We start from the raw sequence: 25,112 nt of genomic DNA on the forward strand, positions 1-25,112 counted from the left end.
CACTCTTGTATTCAGCGGACTCTGCCGCAAGGAGGGAAAGGAAGCCTCACCCATACGACGGTATTATATCATCAGCCTACTGGCTGCTGATACCAAATCTTAATCTTTATAGTAGGAGGAACACACCTATGAATGAACAAACACTTTGGGAGGACTGCGTGGCCTTCCACGGCCACGCCTGCGGCGGCCTCATCATTGGCTATAAAGCCTCCCTCTACGCCATGGAGCTGCTGGGCCTGTCCCGCTCCGAGGACGAGTCCGTGGTGTGTATCACAGAAAACGACGCCTGCGGCGTGGACGCCATCCAGGTCGTTCTGGGGTGCAGCATCGGCAAGGGAAACCTGTTGTTCCACCTGCGGGGCAAGCAGGCCTTCTCCTTCTACGAACGCAACAGCGGGCGGTCTGTGCGCCTGGTGCTCCGCCCCACCCCGGACACCATCACGAAAGAGGAAAAGTTCCACTATCTACAGAGCAAGTCCCCGGCGGAGCTGTTCGACGTAAAAGAGACGGTGCTCTCCCTGCCGGAGCGCGCCCGTCTCTTTGCCTCAAAACCTTGTAGTTGTTGTGGGGAACTCACCGCCGAGTCCATGCTGCGGCTGGAACATGGGCAGCTGGTGTGCCTGGACTGCGCACACCCCTACCACCGCTTTGACATGTGAGGGTCACTCCTCCCCGATGTAGCGAAACCGGGGCACTTGCTGGCCGGACACCTCCACCAGTTCGCTCCACATCTTCGCCGGGCGCACCCACAGCCCGTATTCCCCGTACAGAGCCCGGTACACCACCATGGGCTCCAGGGTCTCCGAGTGGGTAGCCAGGCCCAGAACCTCATAATCGTTGCCCTTGTAGTGGCGGTATTTGCCCGGACGGATGTCGTATTGACTCATATCCATTTCCCCCTTCCATCAAAATTACTGGGCATAAAGTATACCACACTCCAAGTATCTTTTCCATATGCACATCAAAAACGGAGTCAGGGTTTCTCCTGACTCCGTTTTTTTGCGGAGGGTGTTACTTCTCTTCCAACTTGTTCTTTCGATACACGAGACAAGCCATGCCCACCAGAGAAATGGCACCCGCCATGCTCCACAGCATCAAACCGCTGTTGTCCCCAGTCTGAGGCACCTTATTCTCAGGCTTCTGGGTCGCCTCGGGCTTCTGAGAAGTCTGGGGCTTATCGGTAGCTTCCGGCTTGTCGGTGGTCTCGGGAGCGCCACCGGCAGTGAGGCCGTCCATGGCGGCGGTGAGGGCAGCCACAGCGGCATCCACGGTCGCCTGGTCGTCCTCGGAGAGGCTGTTGTCCGCCATCACGGCCTGGGCATTGGCCAGAGCCGTGCGGAAGGTAGCCACGGACTCGGCAGTGTAGCCGTCCAGGTTGATGCCCTCGGCCTTGTTGATCAGGTCGTCCAGGATGGACTTGTCCGCCTTGAAGCGCTGGGCCAGGATGGCATTGAGCAGTGCCTCGGCCACGGGCTGGATGTCCTCTTCCATGGCGTCGCCGTCCGCCATCACGTCCTTGGCAGCAGCCAGGGCGTCCACCAACTCCTGCCAGTGGTCGGCCATGTACTTGTCCTCATTGGGAATCATGCCCTCGGCCTTGTTGATGAGCTGCTCCAGCATGGTCTTGTCGCCCTGTACCAGGCCCAGACCCCAGATGCCAGTGAGCAGGTTATCCCAAGCGGCATTCACCTCGTCCTGAGTGGCGTTGGCATCGGCCATGACGGCCTCGGCCTCGGCCAGAGCCTTCTCAAAGGCGGCCTTGGCAGAGTCGGTGACACCGATGGTGTCCAGACCCTTGGCATAGGCAATGGTCTTCTCCAGCAGGGTCTTATTGGCAGTCTGGGCATCCGCCTGAGCCAGCAGGACGAATGCGGAGTCGGCGCCGTTGGCGTGATTGCTGGTCCAGCAGACCATGCCATTGTTCACGGTGAAGGTCACTTCCTCATAGGTGCCATCCTGATGGAACTCATACAGGGCCAGGGTATCCAGGTCCATCTCGCCCACGGGCATGGAGATCATGATCTCCCCGGAAGGAGTCACGGCCTCTTCCCCGCTGGTCAGGCTAACGGACTGAGCGTTGATGGAGCAGCCCTTGAGGATGGACTCCGCCATCTCCTGGAACTTCTCGTTGCTGGACTGGTCGGCCACCTGGAGCACGGTGTCAGAGGGCAGCACACCCACATCGCCGTGGACACGCACACCGCTGTCCTCATCATACAGATCCACGGACAGATTGCCAACCTGGTCGGCGGTGGCGGCAAAGTCGTACAGTCTCAGGCTGTCGATCTGGCCCTGGAAAGCCTTGGTCTGGCTGCCGATGCGCATGAGCGGGGTAACCAGAGAAGCCCACTTGTTGCCGCCTTCCTCAGTGCGCTCCAGAGTCTGAATCTTCTCACCGTTGACATACAGGGTGGTCTTGGTGAACTCCATCACCATGGTGATGTGCACCCACTCGCCCTTGGGCAGAGCATAGTTGAAGGAGTAGTCTCTGGCCTCGCGGGAGAAGCCCAGGTTTCCGGTCTCCTTCTGCACGGCCTTGATCTGACCAATCTCAGACTCGAACAGGATCTGCTCCTCGTCGCCGCTGTTGGCGTCCCGCTTGACCCAGAAGTCCAGAGTGGTATTCAGCCCCTTATCCTCCAGAGGAGTCTCCACATAGCTGGAGCCGCCCTTCAGAGTCAGAGCAGTACCATCATGGCCCTCTTCATAGGCCACGTTCTCACCCTCGGACACCAGGTCGTAGTCGTTCATGGAGTTGTCCTGAGTCTTAGCGTCCTCGTCAAAGTCGTAGGAGAGGACGGTGTCGTTCTTGGTCTCCACCTCATAGGTGGGGTTGGTGTTGGGGGCGTAGCCGGTCTCGTCCACAATGGCCTCCAGCTCGGACAAGGTGTTGTCCTTGCCGTCGCCCCAAGTCTTGGCCGCCACAACGGGCAGGGCGTCAAAGAGGCGGTCCAGGGTCTCCATGTCGGCGGTGCCGTTGTCGCTGCCGCCCGTCTTATCATTCCACAGAGCGTAGGAGCCGCCCAGGATCTGGGGATCGCCTGCGGGAACCTTGAAGGAACGATAGATGTTGCTGGGATCAAAGTTGTTGTAGATGTGACCCTTGTTCAGGTAGTCGTAGTAGTAGCCAGCGCCGGGCACGATGTAGGTGTCGCCGTCGTTGATGTTGATCATCTGGTAACCCAGGTCATACATCTCCTTGGCATTGGCGTAACCGGTGTACCACATGTACAGCTGCACGCCTTCCACCTGCACGGGGGTGGTGCCGTGGTTCTCGGTCTGGGAGCCCCAGGCACGAGGTGTATGGCCCTTCTCCAGGATGTACTTGAGCATGGTGTCCTGGTAGACTCGGAAGGCTTCCTTCTCCTCCTGGCCACCGCCCTTGTACTCATCGGTACCGATGTTGATCACGGCGTCCTCCAGGAACACGGGGTCCTCACCATCCAGATACTCGTCAAAGACGCTCTGAACGAAGGGAGCGGTCTCGGGGTTCTGCACATCCAGATACTCCTTCTTGCCGGGGCGAGCCAGGTCGGGGCGGGCCTCGGTGAAGGGCAGAGAGTGTCCGGGAGTGTCGAACTCAGGCACAATCTTCACACCCTGTTCTTTGGCATCCAGCTGGAACTGACGGAACTCGTCCTTGGTGTAGTACATGCCCTCGGGGTTGGTCAGGTTGGGCACATCAGACTCCAGGGGGAAGCCGCCAAAGGATAGGTCAAAGGTATTGTCGCTCATATGCGCATTGAAATCGTTCATCTTGTACCAGGACATCTGGGAAATCCAGTCCTCCAGGAAGTACAGAGGCACATAGCGGCGCGCAATGTCCATGCTCAGGCCACGGACCTTGTACTTGGGGTAGTCACGTACATCGCCCTGAGGGATGGTATCCCCGGTCTGCTTGAGGATCTGGAGGATGGACCGGGTAGACCAGTAGGCGCCGGTCTGGTGGCTGGCCTCGATGGTGATGTATTCCCCAATGTGCAGATCATAGGTCTCCTCATCGAAGGGGATATCGCTGGCCACAAAGTAGAAGTCACCAGCAGCGGGCTCCGTGCCCCGCTCCACGGCAATCGTCTTGCCCACGATGTCCTCATAGTCGTCGGCAAAGCGGTTGGCCATGGTGATGTACTCTTCACTCAGAGCGGGGTCCACCAGGATGCGGGCACCGTCCCGAATGGTAAAGTCACCGGTGGTACCGAACCACTGCTGCAGCTCGGGGATGACCTTGGGCTTCTCGTTCTGAGACTCCTCGGTGTCGTGCAGGCCAGGAACCTCCACACTCACCTCATAGAGCTGGTAGTTGTCGGGCTGGTTCTTGCTCTCCAGCCGGAAGCCCACCGCCACCGTGGTGTCCACAATGGGACGGATGATGTTGCGGTCGGCGTCAATGACCTGCTCGTAGTCAGTGCCCAGATAGGTCACAGCAATGGACTGGGGGAACTTCTCAGGCAGTGTCAGGCTGGTGTCATCCTCGTCGATGGTAATACCGTCCAGCAGCTGCTTGGCCTGGTCAAAGACGTTGACAAAGTCCAGATCCTGATGAAGGGAGAACTCCTTGACTGCGCCGTCCCCGTCTAGGGTTACCCGGACATAGCGCTGGTTGTAGGCCAGGTCCAGGGTCACTTCCGTAGCGGCCTCCGGGGCCTCGCTGGTGGTATACACACCTTCCCAGTTCTTTCCGTCGCTGGAGACCTCCACATGGTAGGCAGCTGCGGTGGCCCACTGGATCTGATAGCGGTTGTACTTCAGGGAGGCACCCAGGTCCACGGTGAAGGAGTCGCCGCTGGCACCCTGCCACACGGTCTCCAGATTATCGTCGGTGACCACAGAGGCGTCTGTCCCGTTGGACACGCTGATGTCCTTATTGGTGGTCTTGTCGGTACCGCTCACGTCAGGGGTATAAATTTCCACCTCGTACAGGGACAAGCTGGGATAAGCCCCCTCCTTGAGCTTGTCAATGGCCACCTTCACATACCGGGCAGTCACAGGGGTGTCCAGAGTGGCCCGATCGGACACCGGATACCCTTCCGTGTTCTTCTCTGCGGTGTAGACCGTGGTCCAGTCGGAACCGTTATCGGAAACCTCAATGTGGTAGTCCTCCACCACGGGCTGCTCCCACTCCAGATTGATGATCTGGAACTCCTGGGGCTGACGCAGGTCGATTTGCACCCAGCCGGGAGCGCCTGCCTCGCTGGACCATCTGGATTGGTCGCCCTTGGAAGCGGTGCGGTTGATGACGCCGTCTGTCAGCTTGTCCGGACCCCAATAGGAGATGGGAGAAGCGCAGGCACTGGCTGTCTTGCCCAGAGCCAGGTTAGCAGGGTCTTTGTTGAGCAGCTCCTGCACCACTTCGCCTTCCTCGCCAAATACACGGAACTCATAGACGCCGATGCAGGGATAGCCTCCGCCCTGCTTATTCGCCCACATACGGGCATAGCGCATACCCTCCAGGGGCTTGTCCAGGGTGTAGGTCAAGGTGTGGGGATCAAACCGCTGGCCACCGTTGACATCCTTGGTGTGCTCGGTATACTCGTCCACATTGACCCCGTCTTCATCGGAGTACGCATCCACCCAGTTGGTTCCGTCCGCACTGAACTGAATCTTGTACGGATTGGCGTGGGGCTCCACCCACACCACCTGGAAGCTGTGAATGGTGGCATAGTTCTCTAAATCCACCATCAGCCAGGTCTCGCCCGAGCTCATGGCGCTGGACCAACGGGAATTGGCGTTATCGCCGGTACAAGAGCCATCCACGGCATTGGAGGCCACCAGCCCATAGCCCTCGTCGTTCTTGGACGTAGCGGGCTTGCTCAGCGCCAGGTTGGGGTATTCCCCCTGGGCATGCGCCTGGGGTACAAGGCCCACATTTGCCACGCTGGAGACCATCATTGCGCCTGCCAACATCAGAGCAGGCCAACGACCATGTTTTTTCATGTTCTTACCTCCCAAGTCATACGAAATTGAAACGCTCTCTCCAAACCATTCTTTCCTCTATCACCTTCCATTCTTACGCTGTATCGGATCTCCGACCCAGGGCGGCACGCCCCACACACGAACCCTTGACCAATCCCTGTGGGGGCGTGTACCTCCCATGTTCAACTGCTTTTTACAGACAGCGCCGTTCCAGCTGACGCATCACTGTCTTTTCTTTTTCAAGAAAACGCTTACTGCTCCGCCCAGAGAGGCCAGGCCAGCTGTCAGCCACAGCATCAAACCGCTGTTGTCCCCAGTCTGAGGCACCTTGTTCTCAGGCTTCTGGGTGGCCTCGGGCTTCTGAGAAGTCTCGGGCTTATCGGTAGCTTCCGGCTTGTCGGTGGTCTCGGGAGCGCCACCGGCAGTGAGGCCGTCCATGGCGGCGGTGAGCTGAGCCACTGCCTCGTCCACCACAGCCTGGTCGTCCTCGGAGAGGCTGTTGTCCGCCATCACAGCCTGAGCATTGGCCAGAGCGGTGCGGAAGGTAGCAACGGATTCGGCAGTGTAGCCGTCCAGGTTGATGCCCTCGGCCTTGTTGATCAGGTCATCCAGGATGGACTTGTCCGCCTTGAAGCGCTGAGCCAGAATGGCGTTGAGCAAAGCCTCAGCCACGGGCTGGATGTCCTCTTCCATAGCGTCGCCGTCCGCCATCACGTCCTTGGCAGCAGCCAGGGCGTCCACCAGCTCCTGCCAGTGGTCGGGCATGTACTTGCCCTCGTCGGGAATCATGCCATCAGCCTTGTTGATGAGCTGCTCCAGCATGGTCTTGTCGCCCTGTACCAGGCCCAGACCCCAGATGCCCTCCAGCAGAGCATCCCAAGCAGCATCCACCTCAGTCTGGGTGGCGTTGACATCGGCCATGACAGCCTCGGCTTCGGCCAGAGCCTTCTCAAAGGCGGCCTTGGCAGAGTCGGTGACACCGGTGGTGTCCAGACCCTTGGCATAGGCAATGGTCTTCTCCAGCAGGGTCTTGTTGGCGGGCTCGGAGTCCACGTCCACCAGGTCCTTTACCTCGTCGGCAGTCAAACTACGGTCGAAGACGCTCAGCTGGTCGATGGTAGCATTCAAGAAGCCACCGCCAGCCAGATTGACGGAATTGTTGCCGCCGATACGGTTCATAGGCCCGTTGATGGCCAAATCGATGTGATCCTGCTCCACACCATTGACGTACAGAGTGGTACCCTGATCGTTGCTGACAAAGGTCAGATGCACCCACTCACCCATGGGAGCGGAGTAGTCAAAGGTGGCATCCTCCACACCGTAGGCAGTAACACCTACCTTACCGGTGTTCTGGTACTGGTCCAGCTTGATCTCGCCGGTTGCGCCGGACATCAGCACGGCATTGTGCTCCACGCTCTCTCTGCGGTTGACCCACAGACCCACAGTCCAGTTCTTGTCCAGATCCCGGTAGCCCAATTCAATGCGGCCAGCGCCGCTAAAGTCCAGGCCACTGCCCATCTTACCATCGGTCCAGGTGATGCCGTCACCCAGGGTGAAGGAGTGAGCACCGCTGGTGTCGGTGATCTGAGTGCCCTCGCCCTCGTCAAAGTTGAAGATCATCTCATTCTCGAAGCCGAACGCGTCTTCCTTCATGTCCATGATCTCCTCTGCACTCAAAGCACGATCATAGATCTGGACATCATCCACAGCACCCTTCATGTAGCCACGGTCGGACAGGCCATCCTTGTAGTTGGCACCGATACGGCTGACAGGGCCGTTGATGGTGGCATCCATGTGGTCGGTCTCCACACCGTTGACGTACAGCGTGGTGCCCTGATCGTTGGAAACAAAGGCCAGGTGGACCCACTCGCCGATGGGAGCGGTGTAATCGAAGGTGTAGTCGTCCACACCGTAGGCGGTAAGGCCAACCTTACCCGTGTTCTTCCACTGCTCCAGTTTGATCTCACCCTCAGTACCAGCCAGCAGAGCCGCATTGGGGGCGCCGGAGTCCTCACGCTTGACCCACATACCGGCAGTCCAGTCGCCGCCAATGTCATCGTACTTCAGGTCCACATAGCCAGAGCCGTCAAAGACCAGGCCGGAGCCGTAGCGGCCCTCGCCCCAGGTCACGCCACCTACCATGGTACCCTTGAAGTCGCCAGTGGTGTCCTTCACGGTGGTGCCGGTGCCCTCATCCAGAGGCATACGGAAGTTCACGGGCTTCTCCCAGATCAGGGTGTCTTCCTTGTAGCCAATTTCCAGGCTGTCCAGACGATCCTTCTGCTGAGCGATGCGCTCTTTGTACTCGTCCCAGCTGCGGTTTTCCTTGGGTGTCCAGGCGACCTCGGCAATACCGGGCAGTCTGGGGTAGTACATGTAGTCAATATGTTCTGGATCGGCAAGGGTCTCAGCCCACAGGGCACCTTCGACGCCGATAAATTGATCTGCACTGCCGAAGTCGGTGGGATCCCAGTTATAGGTATCGTCCACAGGGGCATAACCAGCCCACTGTAGGCCCAGAGGACAGCTGGCATCGTACTTCATATCCAAATAGGCGTGGTCAGCCGGAGAGGCAATGTACGTCACGCCGTCCAGGGCTCTCTGATCTCCAGTGTTCCAGTACTGGGTGATGGTGTTCTCCTTATCCTCCACAGCAGCGTCATAATTCTGCCAGCCGATAGGGGTCTTGCCGTACTTCTGGGCAATCTCGGTGACCCGGTTGACAAAGTACACATAGTCGTCATGAGCCGTCACGTGGGCCTCATCGCCGCCCACATGGATATACATGGAGGGAGAGATCTCGGAAATCTGACGGAACACCTCGTCAATGAAGATATAGGTGTTCTCGTTGCGGCACTCCAAAGAGGCCCAGCCCACATCCCAGCCCTGGTAGGGCTTGGTGTTGTCATAACCGTTGGCATGGGGCTTGCCGTCCTCGGTGGAGTTCAGCATGGGCATGGAAACCAGAGCCGCCCAGGCGTGGGCAGGCATATCAAACTCGGGAATGATCTCCACGTTCCGCTCTGCGGCGTAGGCCACGATGTCCTTGAACTCCTCCTGGGTATAGTATCCGGCTCTCACGCCATTGTGGTCACAGGAGGTGGAAGCACCCAGCTCCGTCAGGTTGCTGAAGTCCACGGGATTGCCGTCCTTGTCCACCACATCGGGGTTATTCTTGATCTCCAGGCGCCAGCCCTGGTCATCACTCAGGTGCATGTGCAGCTTGTTGATCTTATACTGGGACATGTGGTCGATCTGTCGCTTTACCTCTTCTACCGGGAAAAAATGGCGGGACACATCCAAGTGCATACCACGATACCCATAAGTGGGCTCGTCAGAAATGTCCGCACAGGGTGCGGTCCAGGCCACGTCGCTGACCAGCGTGTCGCTCTCGATTTGGCCGGGGAACATCTGGCGCAGAGACTGCAGGCCGTAATACACGCCGCCTGCGCTCTTGGCGGTGATGGTCACACCGTCTGCGGTGACGGACAGCTGATAGCCTTCCTCCTCTGTCACAGCCTCACCATCCAGGCGGATGATGATATCTCCGCTCTTGCCTTCCTCACCCTGGACCACAGGCAGGTCATAGCCGGTGGACTTGCGGAATTCCGAGGCCACCACTTCGGTAGAGTCTGCCGCCTTCTCATCGGCCTGGGCCAGGACAAAGCGGGTCTCCGGCTTCAGGGTAAAGTTTCCCTGGGTCTCCTCATACTGCTGGGGCAAAGGAATAATGGTACATCCACCATTCTCCTCTGCTGCCAGGGTCTGTGTACCCTGGGCAGACAGAGCGGTCGCCCGCAGAGACATGGGTGCCAAGCTCAGCAGCATCGCTCCTGACAACAGCAGAGCTGCCCACCGTTTTTTGTTTCTCACGTTGCTCTCCTCCTTTGACTTCTTTTGAATTTACGATGGCAATGCCGGCTTTTATTTAGGAAAACATGTCATTTCCCTCCACCGGCCACCCCATCGTTTTTCAGTCTAAGTATCTCATGTTCCCCAAAGACTGTAAAACAAAAGTTTTTTGTGCATGAACAACGCCTATTTGTATGGCAAGATTTCTTTGGGTAATTTGACTGGTTTTCCCGGTCTGCTTTGTACAAATATACATTTTTGTCGTATTTATCCTCCATTTCCACGAATTGTTTTTCATCATGTTGCATAGACACTCTTTTTTTCTTGTCAATTTTTGTGAATATGTTATAATACAAATGGTCTTTCCAGATATTTGATAGTAAAATCCACCACACATTACTCCCTGTCATATGGAAGGTGACACTCTGTGAATGTAAAAAAACTCTATTATTTTTGTGAAATTTGCAAAGATATGAATCTGACTTATACAGCTAAACGGCTCTACGTCACGCAGCAAAGCCTGAGCTACGTCATCCGCACGCTGGAACAAGAGCTCAAGTGCACCCTGTTTATTCGCACTGCTTCGGGCGTAGATTTGACCGAGGAAGGTAAATATTTTTACCGCCGGTGCTCTCACATCCTCCAGGAGTTGGATGACACCTGTCAGGTGCTCCGCCAGGTATCATCGGAGTTTGCCGGAAATCTGCGCATCTCCTTAGCTCCCTGTTTCTATAACATGCTGCTTCATGCGCTCCCAGATTCCTGCGGGTCCTCTCCCGTGGTCTACACCTATTGCAGCGACTACTTCTGTCTGGAGCACCTGCAAAACCACCAGGCCGATGCCACCCTTCTCCCCTATCTTCCCTCTGAGCCTGGCCTATCCTCCACCCTTCTGGGCTATATCCCCATCTCTGTGATTCTCTCTCTGAATCATCCGTTGGTGCGGCGCACATCGGTACCAACCTCTGATCTATCTCAAGAGCCGCTGTTTCTCCCCGAGCAGTATCAGCCCATCTATGAGGCTCTGTTTGCCCGGTACCCCACCCTTCCCACCGCCTTCAGCCGCACCCTCTCTCTGCCCTCCCCCCTTGCCGCCATTCACAAGTGCGCCCAGGGAGACGGCGTAGTGCTCATGGATGAGCAAGCCCTGTCCAATTGTACCGTTCCCCTCCCAGCCGTCCGTGCCCTTCCTATGTCTGACCCGCTGTTTGTGCCCCTCTACTGTGTCTCTGCGCAAAAACAACATTCTCCACCCCTCCAATCCTTCATTGACCGTATTCAGCTGGCGCTGAAGGCGTCTCAGTCCGTATAACTCGGGATATCTTAATAAGCCCAGACAACCGCTGTTTGCATGGAAGAATGCAGACAGCGGTTTTTCCATAACACACACTGTTTTATCATCTTGCCTTTTTCCAATATTTTGGTATAATGTGTAGTATATACAGTTTTTTCTTCATATCGGAGCTGATGTTATGCATATTCACCCTGCCCATATTCGTATTGAGCACATGGACAACTCGTCCATAGAGCACATACAACCCGCCTGGCGTCACTGTCGAAATACTGCCAGATTTGCCTCATGGGCACTTTCACCCATTTCCTTATCTGATACTGCCTATTTGTCCGGACTTCTTCATGATTGCGGAAAATTTACCTGCGCTTTTGAATCGTACCTAAGAAAAGCCGCACACGGTGAAAAGGTCATCCGAGGCTCTGTAAACCACACGTTTGTAGGGGTGCGATATCTGCTCAGAAACCACCACTCGCCCCAAATTACCACCTCTGACATCGTCAGTGAGTTGCTGGCCTATGCCGTAGGCGCACATCATGGCCTCTTTGACTTGGCAAGAGGCCATGACACCTCCGGCTTTGCACACCGTCTGCAAGCTTCTCCTGATTTGCTCTACGAACAGGAGGCTCTCAATAACTTTTGGATGGAATGCAGCACGCCCGAGGAAATCCAACAGCTTTTTCTCCGCAGTACGGATGAATTGGCCGCCACATTTCAAACTCTGATGTCACTATCCCAATCCCAAGAGGAGCATGTTCCGTTTTACATGGGACTGCTATCCAGACTTATCCTATCCGCTGTCATTCAGGGAGATCGCAGGGATACGGCGGAATTCATGACACAAACCTCCCAACCGTTTTTTTCACAATGTGGAAACACAAACTTGGACACCTGGTCCGCTTCCCTCGCCTATATGGAGCAGAAATTGGGGGAATTCCCCCAAGAGTCCCCAATCCAACTGGCGAGAAATCGTATTTCAGAACTTTGTCTCCACATGGGCACATCGGACCGTGGACTGTATTCACTGAATGTGCCCACTGGTTCAGGGAAAACCCTATCCTCCCTTCGCTTTGCCCTGGCCCACAGCAAGCACCAAAACATGCAGCGAATTTTCTTCATCATGCCACTTCTCTCCATTATAGAACAAAATAGTGATGTCATCCGGGAGTTTGTTGGCAACCCTTCTCTCGTCTTAGAGCATCATTCCAACGTCGTTGCGCCACAGGACGATGATGATAGCTTACACACCCAGGAGCTTCTTACAGAAGATTGGAGTGCGCCCATCGTCATTACCACTTTAGTCCAATTTTTAGAGACACTCTTTTCCGGCAGAACCACTTCCATCCGACGCTTTCACGCTCTTTGTGACAGTGTGATTGTCATAGACGAGGTGCAGAGTGTCCCTGGACATATGCTCACCTTGTTCAATTTGGCACTTAACTTTTTAACAACGGTGTGCAAGGCAACGGTGGTGCTGTGCTCTGCAACACAACCTACCTTCGAGAAGACCATTCATCCGTTGTACCGCTCTCCCACCCCCATTGTCCCCTACGACAAGAGTTTATGGGCCGTCTTTGAGCGTACCACCATCCAGTATGCAGGCTCCATGACATGTGCCGAAATATCCGAGTTTCTCTTACAGCTTTTGCCCCAACACCGTAGTGTTCTCATCATTTGCAACAAAAAAAGTACCGCTGCCCAGCTCTATGCTTCTGTTTCATCTGACAGCTTTGCCAGCTGTTATCACCTTTCCGCTTCCATGTGCATGGCTCATCGCCGCTCTACATTGGAACAGATGAATGCCGCACTTCGCGACCCACAAAAGCTGGTAATCTGTATCTCCACCCAAGTCATAGAAGCTGGGGTTGACATCTCCTTTGGCTGCGTTGTCCGTCTTACGGCCGGAATGGACAGCATTATCCAGGCTGCAGGCCGATGCAACAGAAACAAGGAATCCACCCAGCCAGCTCCCGTATATATCGTTGGCTGTGTAGACGAGCACCTCACACACCTGCGGGAAATTCAAGCAGCGCAACATGCCACCGAATGTCTCTTGGCTGCCTTTGAAAAAGACCCCCAGGCGTTCCACCACAGTCTGACCTCTGACGAGTCGATTTCTTACTACTACCACCAACTATATCGAAGTATGCCAGATGAATACCAGGATTTCAAACTTCCAACCATGAGGACCAGCATTTATTCCTTGCTATCCAATAACAAAGATTTGGTGTCCGATGAAAGCTGTCAGTTTTTTATGCAGCAGGGATTCCAGACTGCCGGAGCCCAGTTCTCCGTATTTGACACTCAAACCGTGGATGTCTTGGTTCCCTATGGGGAAGGTTCCTCTATTATCGCTGATTTTTGCTCCGAACAAGCCATGTACGACATATCCTTCCAGCTATCCCTTGTCCAAAGAGCCAAGCCATACACCATATCCCTGCTGCAATACCAAAGGCAACAATTAGAACAAAGCGGAGCTCTGACCCCCATCTGCCATGGAACCATGCTGGCATTGAACGAGGCATATTACCATGAGCATATCGGACTGGTCATGAACCCCACAAACGAAAACTCACTGGAGGTGACCGCATGCGACATCCTAATATTGTAGAATTTGAGGTTTGGGGAGATTACGGACTCTTTGCAGAGCCTATCCTCCGGGTAGGCGGAGAAAAATGTACTTATCAGGTTCCAACCTACGAGACACTCAAGGGCATCCTGTCCTCAGTGTACTGGAAACCCACTTTTATTTGGTATATTGACGCTGTCCGAGTCATGAATCAAATTCAGACAGAGGTCAAAGGAATTCGTCCCATCCACTACAACGATAGCAGAAACGACCTCTCCTACTACACCTATCTTAAAAACTGTCGGTATCAGGTTCGTGCTCACTTTGAATGGAACGAAAATCGGCCGGAATTAGCCAAAGACCGCAACGAAAACAAACACCACGAGATTGCAAAGCGTATGATTACAAAAGGCGGACGGCGGGATATTTTTTTGGGAACACGGGAGTGCCAGGGGTATGTGGCGCCTTGTGTATTCGGCGAAGGCGAAGGGTTCTACGACAGCCTCGCAGAACTGAGCTTTGGATTGATGTATCACGGCATCACCTACGCCGACGAGGCTTACTCCACACAAACTCAGGCAGCCATGACCGCTCACTTTTGGTACCCAGTGATGAAAAACGGAGTCATTTCCTTTTTGCGTCCCGAAAGCTGTCCGCTGCATAAACGACTGGGTGATATGCGCATGAAAGTGTTCGGTGCAGATACAGGAAATTTTTCAGGCTTACGTGAATTTGGGGAGGTGACATAAGTGGGATTATTCCAAAAAGCAGTGGAAACCTATGATTCTTTTATCCAACAGGCGGGACATATCACCGAAGGAGAGGAACCTTTAGCACCATGTTTTCACACGCTAACCCGAGCAGATTTAGACATTACAGTTGGCTCAGATGGTGCATTCATATCTGCTTCTGCCGTAGATAAAACTGAATCAAAAATTATCATTCCGGTCACGGAGGAATCCGCCAGACGCACCTCACATCCCTGTGCACACCCTCTCAGCGACCAACTGAAGTATCTGGCCTCCTATGATAAAAAACGCCACGAAGACTACCTAAAGCAATTGACAGACTGGAGCAATTCCCCCTATACACACCCGAAACTCGCCCCAATTCTGCGTTATATTCAAGGGGATACCATTTTAACCGATCTTCTCCGCGCCAATCTCATTAAGATAAATGAGCATAGTCTCCCTGTAAAGGACGACCTGCTGGTGCGCTGGCGGGTCATTGGTCTGGGCAAAGATTTGGACGGCCCTTGTTGGACAGACAGAAGTTTGTTCGAAGCTTTTCGGAAATATATCGTCCACTGCAAAATGACTGCCTGTCCCGTTCTCTGTATGATAGAGGGCACTCTGTCTACTCCCGCTGAAAAGCATCCCAAGGGCGTTGTCCCCTTCCACGGAAATGCCAAGCTGATTTCCGATAATGACAAAGACAATTTCACCTTTCGAGGCCGCTTTGTGACCTCTCAGCAGGCAGCTACAGTCGGCTACGAGGCATCACAAAAAGCCCACAACGCCCTTCGCTGGCTTGTGGCAAACCAAAAAGTTTCATTTGGTGGAAGGACTTTTTTATGTTGGTGTCCCCAGGGTATGGTGATTCCCAAACCCCACAATCCTCTGATGCCGCAACATCAGCAATCACAATCGGTAAAACCGTCAGACTATCAGCGGCTTCTACAGGAGGCTTTAGAGGGCTGGGAGAATTCCCTGCACGCAATCCACCCTCAGGCTGTGATTGCAGTCTTTGATGCAGCAACTTCTGGCCGTCTCTCTTTGACATACTACAATGAACTGCAGGCTTTTGACTTTGTCAATCGCCTCTACCAGTGGGACCGCATCTGCTGTTGGACCTTTCAGAACATCGGTGTGAACTCCCCATCTCTATGGCAAATTATAAATTGCGCCTTTGGCACCGAGCGAAGTGCTGGAAACGCACCCCAATTAGAAACCGACGACAGGGTGTTGCGCCAGCAAATGCAGCGCCTGTTGGCCTGCCGCATTGAGCAGGCACACATCCCCTCAGATGTGGTTCAGCTTCTTGTGCAGAGAGCTTCGACCCCTCAGTCGTACACGCCAAAAACCAGAGAGAAAATCTTATTCACCGCTTGTGCCGTAATTCGCAAATTTCACTATGACAGGACAAAGGAGGAATGGGGCATGGCACTAGAGCCTCAAAAAAAGGACCGGAGCTACCAATATGGACGCCTATTGGCTGTGTTGGAGAAAGCCGAACGGGATACATATCGAGACAATGAAGAGCGTGAGCCCAATGCAATCCGAATGCAGTCGGTCTTTTCCCAGCGCCCTCAGCGCACAGCTCGTACCATATGGGAACAGGTGAAAAAAGCATACTACCCTCGCCTGAAGCCAGCTTCCCGTGCTTTCTATGAAAAGCTACTATGTGAAATTCTGGACATCATCTCAGAGTTTCCCGATGAGCAACAAAATCGCCCTCTGTCCGACAGTTACCTCCTGGGGTATTATCTCCAGAGAAACAGCTTGTATGCCAAGCGAGAGAACCACACAGAGAACAATAAGGAGGAATCATAATCATGGGTGTATTGCAGAATAAAATTGATTTCGTGGCGCTGGTATCCGCTCACATGGCCAATGTCAACGGCGACCCGCTCAACGGGAATCGTCCCAGAACGGACTATAACGGGTTTGGTGAGATGTCTGATGTGTGCATCAAGCGCAAAATCCGCAACCGGATGCAGGACTTAGGTCATTCCATCTTTGTGAAATCCGAGGACCGCTGTGACGACGGATTTAGCAGCTTGAAGGAACGTGCAGCTGCCCAAATGGGCAAAGAGAAGGACAAAGACATCTATGCACAAAAAGCCTGTGAGACTTGGCTAGACGTCCGCACATTTGGACAGGTGTTTGCATTCAAAGGAAATAACGAAGTGTCCTTGGGTATCCGTGGTCCAGTTTCCATTCACCAGGCTGTCAGTGTCTCTCCTGTGGAGATACAGTCCATGCAAATTACGAAAAGTGTAAACGGAGACTCCAGTGAAAAGCGGTCATCTGACACCATGGGCTCCAAGCATTTTGTGAGATTCGGCTTGTACATTGTCAAAGGCTCCATCAATGTCCAACTTGCTGAGAAAACCGGATTTACAGAGGAGGATGCACAGGTCATCAAAGAATGTCTGCGTACGCTTTTCGTCAACGATGCCTCTTCTGCCCGCCCAGACGGCTCAATGGAAATCGTCAAGCTGTTTTGGTTCCAGCATAATTGCAAAGACGGGCAATACTCTTCTGCCACAGTACATCGTTCCGTACACGTTGCTTTGAAGGAGGAGAGCATCCTCCCAGAAAGTGTGGACGATTATACCATTGAATTGGAACCTTTGGATGGTCTCGTCCCTGAAATTATGGTAGGGTTATGAGCAGTTGCAGCCAGGAAGAGTATCTCCAGCTCTCCGGCCTCCAGCATTTCGCCTTTTGTCGGCGGCAATGGGCGCTGATTCACATCGAGCAGCTGTGGAGGGAAAACCTGCGCACGGTGGAGGGGCAGCTGCTCCACCGCCGTGCTCACGATGAGTCCCAACGAGAACGACGGGGAAATTTACTCATCCTCCGGGGCCTTGCCATCCAATCCTCCACGCTGGGCGTCTCTGGTGTCTGCGATGTGGTGGAATTTCACGCCTCGCCCCAAGGTGTCCCCATTCACGGGGAAGAAGGCCTTTGGCTTCCCTATCCCATCGAGTACAAGCGTGGGAAACCAAAAACCAACCAAGCCGATGAGCTGCAATTGTGTGCCCAAGCCATGTGTCTGGAGGAAACGCTGTGCTGCTCCATCCAAGAAGGGGCTCTCTTTTACGGAGAAACCAAGCGGAGAACCGTGGTTTCCTTTGACTCTGCATTGCGGAAACAGGTGGTTTCCCTGCTCCAGGAGATGCACCAGCTTTATCGCCGGGGCTATACCCCCAAGTGCAAACCAACCAAGTCCTGCAATGCCTGTTCCCTGAAAGAGCTGTGCCTTCCCAAACTCATGAAGAAACAGAATGTATCGGCCTATCTGCGCTCAGCCATGGAGGAGGACGTGCCATGAGACAACTGCTCAACACCCTGTTTATCACCTCACCCGATATTTACTTATCTCTGGATGGGGAAAATGTGGTGGCCAATCGGGAAAAGGAAGTCCTGGCCCGGTATCCTCTGCATACCTTGTCCGGCATTCTCTCCTTCTCCTACTCCGGTGCCTCTCCCGCCCTCATGGGTGCCTGCGCCAAGCGAAATATCTCCCTGTCCTTTTGCTCTCCCAACGGACGGTTTCTGGCCCGAGTATGTGGGGAAAGCAGCGGAAATGTGCTCCTTCGCCGCACGCAATATCGAATTGCCGACGACCCCGCCTCCAGCTGCCGAATTGCACGCAATATGATCTTCGGAAAAGTCCACAATGCCCGTTGGAGCATTGCCCGAACCAAACGAGACCACGCTCTGCGTGTGAATGTGGACGATTTAGCGCAGACCATTGAAACCCTCAAAGGATTACTGCCTCAAATTCTCTCCGAGACCGATCTGGACGCTCTGCGTGGACTGGAAGGAGCCGGAGCTACCGCCTACTTTCACGCCTTTGGCCAGATGATTTTGGGGGATCCCACCGTATTCTCCTTCCATGGCAGAAATCGCAGACCACCGCTGGACCCAGTCAACGCTCTACTGTCTTTTGCCTACAGCCTTCTGGGTAACGACTGCGCCTCTGCCTTGGAAGGGGTGGGTTTGGACGCCTATGTGGGATTCCTCCACCGAGACCGCCCCGGGCGAACCTCTCTGGCTTTGGACTTGATGGAGGAATTACGCCCGTGCATGGCAGAACGCTTTGTCCTGACCTGCATTAACAACCGTATCTTCCAGGCCCAGGATTTCGTCTATCAAGAGAGCGGAGCCGTTCGTCTCACCGATGAAGCCCGGCGCATCTTCCTGCAACGGTGGCAAGAGCGAAAAAAGGAGCTCATCACCCATCCATATCTGGAGGAGAAAATTCCTTGGGGGCTGGTTCCATGGGTGCAGGCTCTCTTGCTCAGCCGTCATCTCAGGGGCGACTTGGAGGAGTACCCACCGTTTCTCTGGAGGTAGAAACATGCTGGTTCTGATTACGTATGACGTGAATACCCAGGATGCCGCTGGGCGCAAGCGGCTGCGGCAAATCGCCAAACAATGTGTCAACTACGGACAACGTGTCCAATGTTCTGTGTTCGAGTGCCTGCTGGACGCTGCGCAATGTCGCATGCTTCAGGCCAAGCTGTGCAGCATTATGGATGCCGAGAAAGACAGCCTGCGTTTTTACTACCTGGGCAATAAGTATGAGAGTAAAATCGAACACTTCGGCGCCAAACAAACCTATGAACCCGAGGGTGCGCTTATCTTATAGGTTTGCCAGGTGCGAAGGGGAAGCTCTCATAACATCCCTGGGAGGTTCGCACACACATTTTTCCAGTTTATGTGAGGAGTAGAGATTTTCTCACCTCCGCAATTGTAGCACTTAGAATTTATACTGTGTAATCTGTGCAAGGAACACAACGATTCACCTCGTACCTTGTATAGATTTGCTGTCGCACCCCACACGGGGTGCGTGGATTGAAATTTACTAGCTTTCAGCGTAAGAGGGAATAGAGGTAGTCGCACCCCACACGGGGTGCGTGGATTGAAATTGCATCAGGCAATCCACTGAACTACACGAAAACGAGTCGCACCCCACACGGGGTGCGTGGATTGAAATCTGAACACCAAAACCGTGCAAGACGAACTATGGACGAGTCGCACCCCACACGGGGTGCGTGGATTGAAATACTGATGCAGAGTTGGACGGTGTGGTGAAAAAGAAGTCGCACCCCACACGGGGTGCGTGGATTGAAATAATTATGCCTTAACAGCAAAAGACCGAAAGTCGGTCGCACCCCACACGGGGTGCGTGGATTGAAATATAATCGCCTCGGTCAGATCGCAAATGAAGTAAGTCGCACCCCACACGGGGTGCGTGGATTGAAATTGGTTTGGGAAGAAACCGGTGACAGCACGGAAAGGTCGCACCCCACACGGGGTGCGTGGATTGAAATAAATCTGTGGTCAAGCCAATACGACGGGCATTGAGTCGCACCCCACACGGGGTGCGTGGATTGAAATTCCTTCCAGTGGGACGGATTGATTATCCGGGCGTCGCACCCCACACGGGGTGCGTGGATTGAAATCGCTCTGACGTGGCCAAGGCTCTGGGCTCCAATGGGGTCGCACCCCACACGGGGTGCGTGGATTGAAATACAACCAGCGGGCTATTAGCGAACGACGTGTGCACGTCGCACCCCACACGGGGTGCGTGGATTGAAATTCCGAGGGCTGGGCGGTCTCTCCCACCGTCCAAATCTCGTCGCACCCCACACGGGGTGCGTGGATTGAAATGGTAGTGGAACTGGAAGCAGTCGAGTCCATGGTCGTCGCACCCCACACGGGGTGCGTGGATTGAAATACAATCACAGTGTTCATTGGAATACAGCCCCCTCGTCGCACCCCACACGGGGTGCGTGGATTGAAATGGGGAGTGGGTAAAGACCAAGACAGGGTACTCCCAGTCGCACCCCACACGGGGTGCGTGGATTGAAATTTGCCCACCGTCACCTCCCCGTCGGTGGTGTCTCCGTCGCACCCCACACGGGGTGCGTGGATTGAAATCGCCCTCCACAATGGCCTGCTTAATGTGGATGGGTCGCACCCCACACGGGGTGCGTGGATTGAAATCTGCAGAGGAGCGGGAAGAGTTTGCCCGGGAGAACGTCGCACCCCACACGGGGTGCGTGGATTGAAATTGGTGGCCGTGGTGGCTGTGTGCGCCTTTGCCATGGGGTCGCACCCCACACGGGGTGCGTGGATTGAAATCCCGTGTCAGAGGATGATGCACTAAACAATATATGGTCGCACCCCACACGGGGTGCGTGGATTGAAATCACACTCCGCCACCCGGATTACCGGGGTTGTCAAGTCGCACCCCACACGGGGTGCGTGGATTGAAATTTTGTTTTGCTTTGCGGCAGAAATCCTTGCCAAAAGTCGCACCCCACACGGGGTGCGTGGATTGAAATGTGCCGCTCATGCCCTCCAACGCCATCCGGCGGATGGTCGCACCCCACACGGGGTGCGTGGATTGAAATCTGCGGGACTTATACAAGACACTCCTGTCCACATAGTCGCACCCCACACGGGGTGCGTGGATTGAAATCGAAGGCTCCGGCGAATCTCCATGCACTTGCACGGGTCGCACCCCACACGGGGTGCGTGGATTGAAATTCAATATGTGGGATCACATCAACACACATCCCGTGTCGCACCCCACACGGGGTGCGTGGATTGAAATCTGGGTGAGTGGGCGGCCACAGTTTGGGCAGAAGGTCGCACCCCACACGGGGTGCGTGGATTGAAATGCCTGGATTCTGCTGTTTGCCCTTTTCGGCGGTGGTCGCACCCCACACGGGGTGCGTGGATTGAAATGGTGCGTTGGTCACGGCGACGACCTAAAAAGCCGTCGCACCCCACACGGGGTGCGTGGATTGAAATTGAAAGACCTTCTCAGCCCCCGCTCCAGTTGCCGCGTCGCACCCCACACGGGGTGCGTGGATTGAAATGACATGATATGGCAAGATGCAGTTGTCCCGGCCATGGGTCGCACCCCACACGGGGTGCGTGGATTGAAATTGTGAGGTGACACATGGAAGTATTGGTTATCAACGGGTCGCACCCCACACGGGGTGCGTGGATTGAAATGCTTGCGTCAGGTGACTTTATACGCACCCAGGATGTCGCACCCCACACGGGGTGCGTGGATTGAAATGCAAACTCTTGGGCACTCAACATTTTATCACCTCCGGTCGCACCCCACACGGGGTGCGTGGATTGAAATATCAAAATCCCTCCCATCAAACCCGCTCAAATCTAGTCGCACCCCACACGGGGTGCGTGGATTGAAATTCTTTGTCCGGTGTAATCTTCCGCACCGATACGATGTCGCACCCCACACGGGGTGCGTGGATTGAAATAATCCACCTCACAATCTCAAATATCGCCAATCCCGTCGCACCCCACACGGGGTGCGTGGATTGAAATAGGCCAGTGCATCAGATCCGCCCCGCTCGCTTTGGTCGCACCCCACACGGGGTGCGTGGATTGAAATTTTGACAGTGAATTTACCGTCGGCGCAGCTGTCTCCCGTCGCACCCCACACGGGGTGCGTGGATTGAAATCGCAGGATGCGGAATGTTTTACCGTTAAACTACCGCGTCGCACCCCACACGGGGTGCGTGGATTGAAATGACTTCTCCACGTCCGGCACGGCGTGGAACGGCGGGTCGCACCCCACACGGGGTGCGTGGATTGAAATCGGTCGACTACATCATTGACCACGACTACCGTGGGTCGCACCCCACACGGGGTGCGTGGATTGAAATACGGACGAAATGAAGCAGAAATACCTTGAGTGGTGGTCGCACCCCACACGGGGTGCGTGGATTGAAATACTCACTGGCCGAAAATGGGGGCAGGTGTATATTCGTCGCACCCCACACGGGGTGCGTGGATTGAAATTCACAGTACACGGATATGCCTGTTGCCATGAGGCTGGTCGCACCCCACACGGGGTGCGTGGATTGAAATGTTGGTAGGCTTGACGGGGCCGAACAACGGACAACGTCGCACCCCACACGGGGTGCGTGGATTGAAATACTCACTGGCCGAAAATGGGGGCAGGTGTATATTGTCGCACCCCACACGGGGTGCGTGGATTGAAATTGCTTGGCCTGTCCGCACCCGGAAGAGCCGTGCAGTCGCACCCCACACGGGGTGCGTGGATTGAAATGAATCCCACCCCCGGCTCCACGTTCCAACCCAAGTCGCACCCCACACGGGGTGCGTGGATTGAAATAATCAATGGCGCAACAAATCTTACAGGACGAAGCGTCGCACCCCACACGGGGTGCGTGGATTGAAATAATCGGCTGAGAATGTCGTCCGCCATGTCTTGGGGTCGCACCCCACACGGGGTGCGTGGATTGAAATAACGGCAACTGCGGCGGCGGCCTGTTTGGCGGCAAGTCGCACCCCACACGGGGTGCGTGGATTGAAATTGGTTTGGGAAGAAACCGGTGACAGCACGGAAAGCGTCGCACCCCACACGGGGTGCGTGGATTGAAATTTCGGCCTGGACGACCCTGGGAAGATAAAGTCCAGTCGCACCCCACACGGGGTGCGTGGATTGAAATAATCAATGGCGCAACAAATCTTACAGGACGAAGCAAAGTCGCACCCCACACGGGGTGCGTGGATTGAAATACCGCAAGATAAAGGCCGGAGAGGTAAGGGAGTTCGTCGCACCCCACACGGGGTGCGTGGATTGAAATTCACAGTACACGGATATGCCTGTTGCCATGAGGCGTCGCACCCCACACGGGGTGCGTGGATTGAAATCAGTGTGATTACACCGACCAGATACCCAGCAGCGGGTCGCACCCCACACGGGGTGCGTGGATTGAAATCCCTCTGTCTACCATGCGTCAAGCCATGCTGGAGGTCGCACCCCACACGGGGTGCGTGGATTGAAATTGCATTGCCAAGATGGTGGGCACAGCCCCCCTCTGTCGCACCCCACACGGGGTGCGTGGATTGAAATTCTTGAAAAAATGTAAAGCTAGCTTATATAAAGCAGGTCGCACCCCACACGGGGTGCGTGGATTGAAATCCACAATTATCCAAAATTTGCCCCAGATCATAAGTCGTCGCACCCCACACGGGGTGCGTGGATTGAAATACAAGTGGAGCGAAAAGGCAAAAAAGGAGATCCTGGTCGCACCCCACACGGGGTGCGTGGATTGAAATTTGCCAGTGTAGTGGATATTGAAGGGGATCTGATGTCGCACCCCACACGGGGTGCGTGGATTGAAATAAAACCGAAACCCCGCCCCCGTTCGCAGCTGGAGTCGCACCCCACACGGGGTGCGTGGATTGAAATGTATGACTCCGGGTCGCTCCAGCAGATAGTCGGGGTCGCACCCCACACGGGGTGCGTGGATTGAAATGTATAGGTTGGATTTGTTGAGGCATGGCAGGCGAGGGTCGCACCCCACACGGGGTGCGTGGATTGAAATGTGTGGTCGGTGGAATGGTCGTCCACCAGTTCAGTCGCACCCCACACGGGGTGCGTGGATTGAAATTGTAATGGTTGTACAGCCTCATTGCGGCTGGCAGTCGCACCCCACACGGGGTGCGTGGATTGAAATATCGGAGCATAATGGATATCGCAATAGGATTCCCCGTCGCACCCCACACGGGGTGCGTGGATTGAAATCGAGATGGGGCCGGACTTGATGGCATCGGGAAGGTCGCACCCCACACGGGGTGCGTGGATTGAAATCCACAATTATCCAAAATTTGCCCCAGATCATAAGTCGCACCCCACACGGGGTGCGTGGATTGAAATTCCCAAGCCTGTCCAATCTGGCGGAGGCGTTTGGGTCGCACCCCACACGGGGTGCGTGGATTGAAATTGTAATGGTTGTACAGCCTCATTGCGGCTGGCATGTCGCACCCCACACGGGGTGCGTGGATTGAAATACCGAGGCAAGAAAAGAGCACCCCGCCGTTTTTGTCGCACCCCACACGGGGTGCGTGGATTGAAATGTTGCCGCCCTCAGTGTACAGCAGACAGCCGGAGGTCGCACCCCACACGGGGTGCGTGGATTGAAATAATCATCCAGCGGTAAAGGTTGAGCTGGGCAATCGTCGCACCCCACACGGGGTGCGTGGATTGAAATGGGACTGATTAAGTCCATTCCCACAATTATCCAGTCGCACCCCACACGGGGTGCGTGGATTGAAATTCCAGAAAAAAAGAGGAAGAAAAAGAAAGGAGGGTGTCGCACCCCACACGGGGTGCGTGGATTGAAATCCATCCTCACCAGGCCTTTTCCCAACTGCCAGAGTCGCACCCCACACGGGGTGCGTGGATTGAAATATGGCCTCGGAATCAATCCGACAAGCACAACCAAGTCGCACCCCACACGGGGTGCGTGGATTGAAATAAGCAGAGCCTTGATCCCTGCATACTTAGCCGTGAGTCGCACCCCACACGGGGTGCGTGGATTGAAATCCCTGTCGTCCTTTTTTGTGATGCCAGTCTCAAAAGTCGCACCCCACACGGGGTGCGTGGATTGAAATCTCAAGGCGGGGAAGGTCCAGCTGGCCTGGGGCTCGTCGCACCCCACACGGGGTGCGTGGATTGAAATACCGCTTGTCCAATTAAGCTGGCCACCGTATACTGGTCGCACCCCACACGGGGTGCGTGGATTGAAATACCTCCCCACACCATCAGGCCGCACAGGCCAACGTCGCACCCCACACGGGGTGCGTGGATTGAAATCGTCCGAGGCCACGGCGCAACCTGGAAAGGTTTAGTCGCACCCCACACGGGGTGCGTGGATTGAAATGCCGTTGGTTGTGC

At 55.0% G+C, this 25,112-nt stretch carries 12 protein-coding genes and 1 CRISPR repeat array (1 of these 13 running past the window's edge); of the genes, 9 read left to right on the plus strand and 3 right to left on the minus strand.

The annotated features are described in order from the left end of the window. Positions 1 to 128: 128 nt before the first annotated feature. Positions 129 to 659 carry an FmdE family protein gene (locus tag B5F98_RS10860; protein ID WP_087372513.1) on the plus strand — a complete coding sequence of 177 codons (531 nt, stop codon included), beginning with the start codon at positions 129 to 131 and terminating at the stop codon, positions 657 to 659. Positions 660 to 662: 3 nt separating this feature from the next. On the opposite strand, the gene B5F98_RS10865 is transcribed toward B5F98_RS10860, so the two are convergent. From B5F98_RS10865 to B5F98_RS10875, 3 genes are all read right to left on the minus strand, one after another. After that, the gene (locus tag B5F98_RS10865; protein ID WP_087372516.1) at positions 663 to 893 is read right to left on the minus strand and encodes a DUF1653 domain-containing protein; all 231 of its coding nucleotides are present in this window, start codon (positions 891 to 893) and stop codon (positions 663 to 665) included. Positions 894 to 1,011: 118 nt separating this feature from the next. After that, complete coding sequence (locus B5F98_RS10870) at positions 1,012 to 5,934, minus strand: discoidin domain-containing protein (protein WP_087372519.1); 4,923 nt, start codon at positions 5,932 to 5,934, stop codon at positions 1,012 to 1,014. Between the two features lie 201 nt (positions 5,935 to 6,135). Continuing rightward, entirely contained in the window at positions 6,136 to 9,786 is a 3,651-nt protein-coding gene (locus B5F98_RS10875) for a family 20 glycosylhydrolase (protein ID WP_143482787.1), read from the minus strand. A gap of 406 nt (positions 9,787 to 10,192) precedes the next feature. Here B5F98_RS10875 and B5F98_RS10880 point away from each other — a divergent pair, with 406 nt between their 5' ends. From B5F98_RS10880 to cas2, 8 genes are all read left to right on the plus strand, one after another. Next, positions 10,193 to 11,077: a LysR family transcriptional regulator gene (locus B5F98_RS10880; protein WP_087372525.1), complete on the plus strand. Its 885-nt coding sequence runs from the start codon at positions 10,193 to 10,195 to the stop codon at positions 11,075 to 11,077. Between the two features lie 160 nt (positions 11,078 to 11,237). Then, positions 11,238 to 13,667, plus strand: coding sequence for a CRISPR-associated helicase/endonuclease Cas3 (locus B5F98_RS10885; RefSeq protein WP_087372528.1), 2,430 nt, complete (start codon positions 11,238 to 11,240; stop codon positions 13,665 to 13,667). Further along, positions 13,646 to 14,374 (plus strand): type I-C CRISPR-associated protein Cas5c, encoded by a 729-nt coding sequence (gene cas5c / locus B5F98_RS10890; protein ID WP_087372531.1) that lies wholly within the window; start codon positions 13,646 to 13,648, stop codon positions 14,372 to 14,374. The genes B5F98_RS10885 and cas5c overlap by 22 nt, the downstream gene beginning before the upstream one ends. Then, positions 14,375 to 16,177, plus strand: coding sequence for a type I-C CRISPR-associated protein Cas8c/Csd1 (cas8c, locus tag B5F98_RS10895; RefSeq protein WP_087372535.1), 1,803 nt, complete (start codon positions 14,375 to 14,377; stop codon positions 16,175 to 16,177). A 2-nt stretch (positions 16,178 to 16,179) separates the two neighbouring features. Then, on the plus strand, positions 16,180 to 17,019 hold the full coding sequence (cas7c, locus tag B5F98_RS10900) for a type I-C CRISPR-associated protein Cas7/Csd2 (RefSeq protein ID WP_087372538.1): 840 nt from the start codon (positions 16,180 to 16,182) through the stop codon (positions 17,017 to 17,019). Continuing rightward, on the plus strand, positions 17,016 to 17,684 hold the full coding sequence (gene cas4, locus B5F98_RS10905; RefSeq protein ID WP_087372542.1) for a CRISPR-associated protein Cas4: 669 nt from the start codon (positions 17,016 to 17,018) through the stop codon (positions 17,682 to 17,684). Before cas7c ends, cas4 begins: the two co-directional genes overlap by 4 nt. Next, positions 17,681 to 18,712: a type I-C CRISPR-associated endonuclease Cas1c gene (gene cas1c / locus B5F98_RS10910; protein ID WP_087372545.1), complete on the plus strand. Its 1,032-nt coding sequence runs from the start codon at positions 17,681 to 17,683 to the stop codon at positions 18,710 to 18,712. The genes cas4 and cas1c overlap by 4 nt, the downstream gene beginning before the upstream one ends. A 4-nt stretch (positions 18,713 to 18,716) precedes the next feature. Next, a complete protein-coding gene (cas2, locus tag B5F98_RS10915) occupies positions 18,717 to 19,007 on the plus strand; it encodes a CRISPR-associated endonuclease Cas2 (protein WP_087372549.1) in 291 nt (96 codons plus the stop codon). Between the two features lie 180 nt (positions 19,008 to 19,187). After that, a CRISPR array of direct repeats spans positions 19,188 to 25,112; the repeat unit is 33 nt; unit sequence GTCGCACCCCACACGGGGTGCGTGGATTGAAAT; it runs 6,195 nt beyond the window's last position.

The organism is Pseudoflavonifractor sp. An44, assembly GCF_002161675.1.
Lineage (GTDB): Bacteria > Bacillota > Clostridia > Oscillospirales > Oscillospiraceae > Enterenecus > Enterenecus faecium.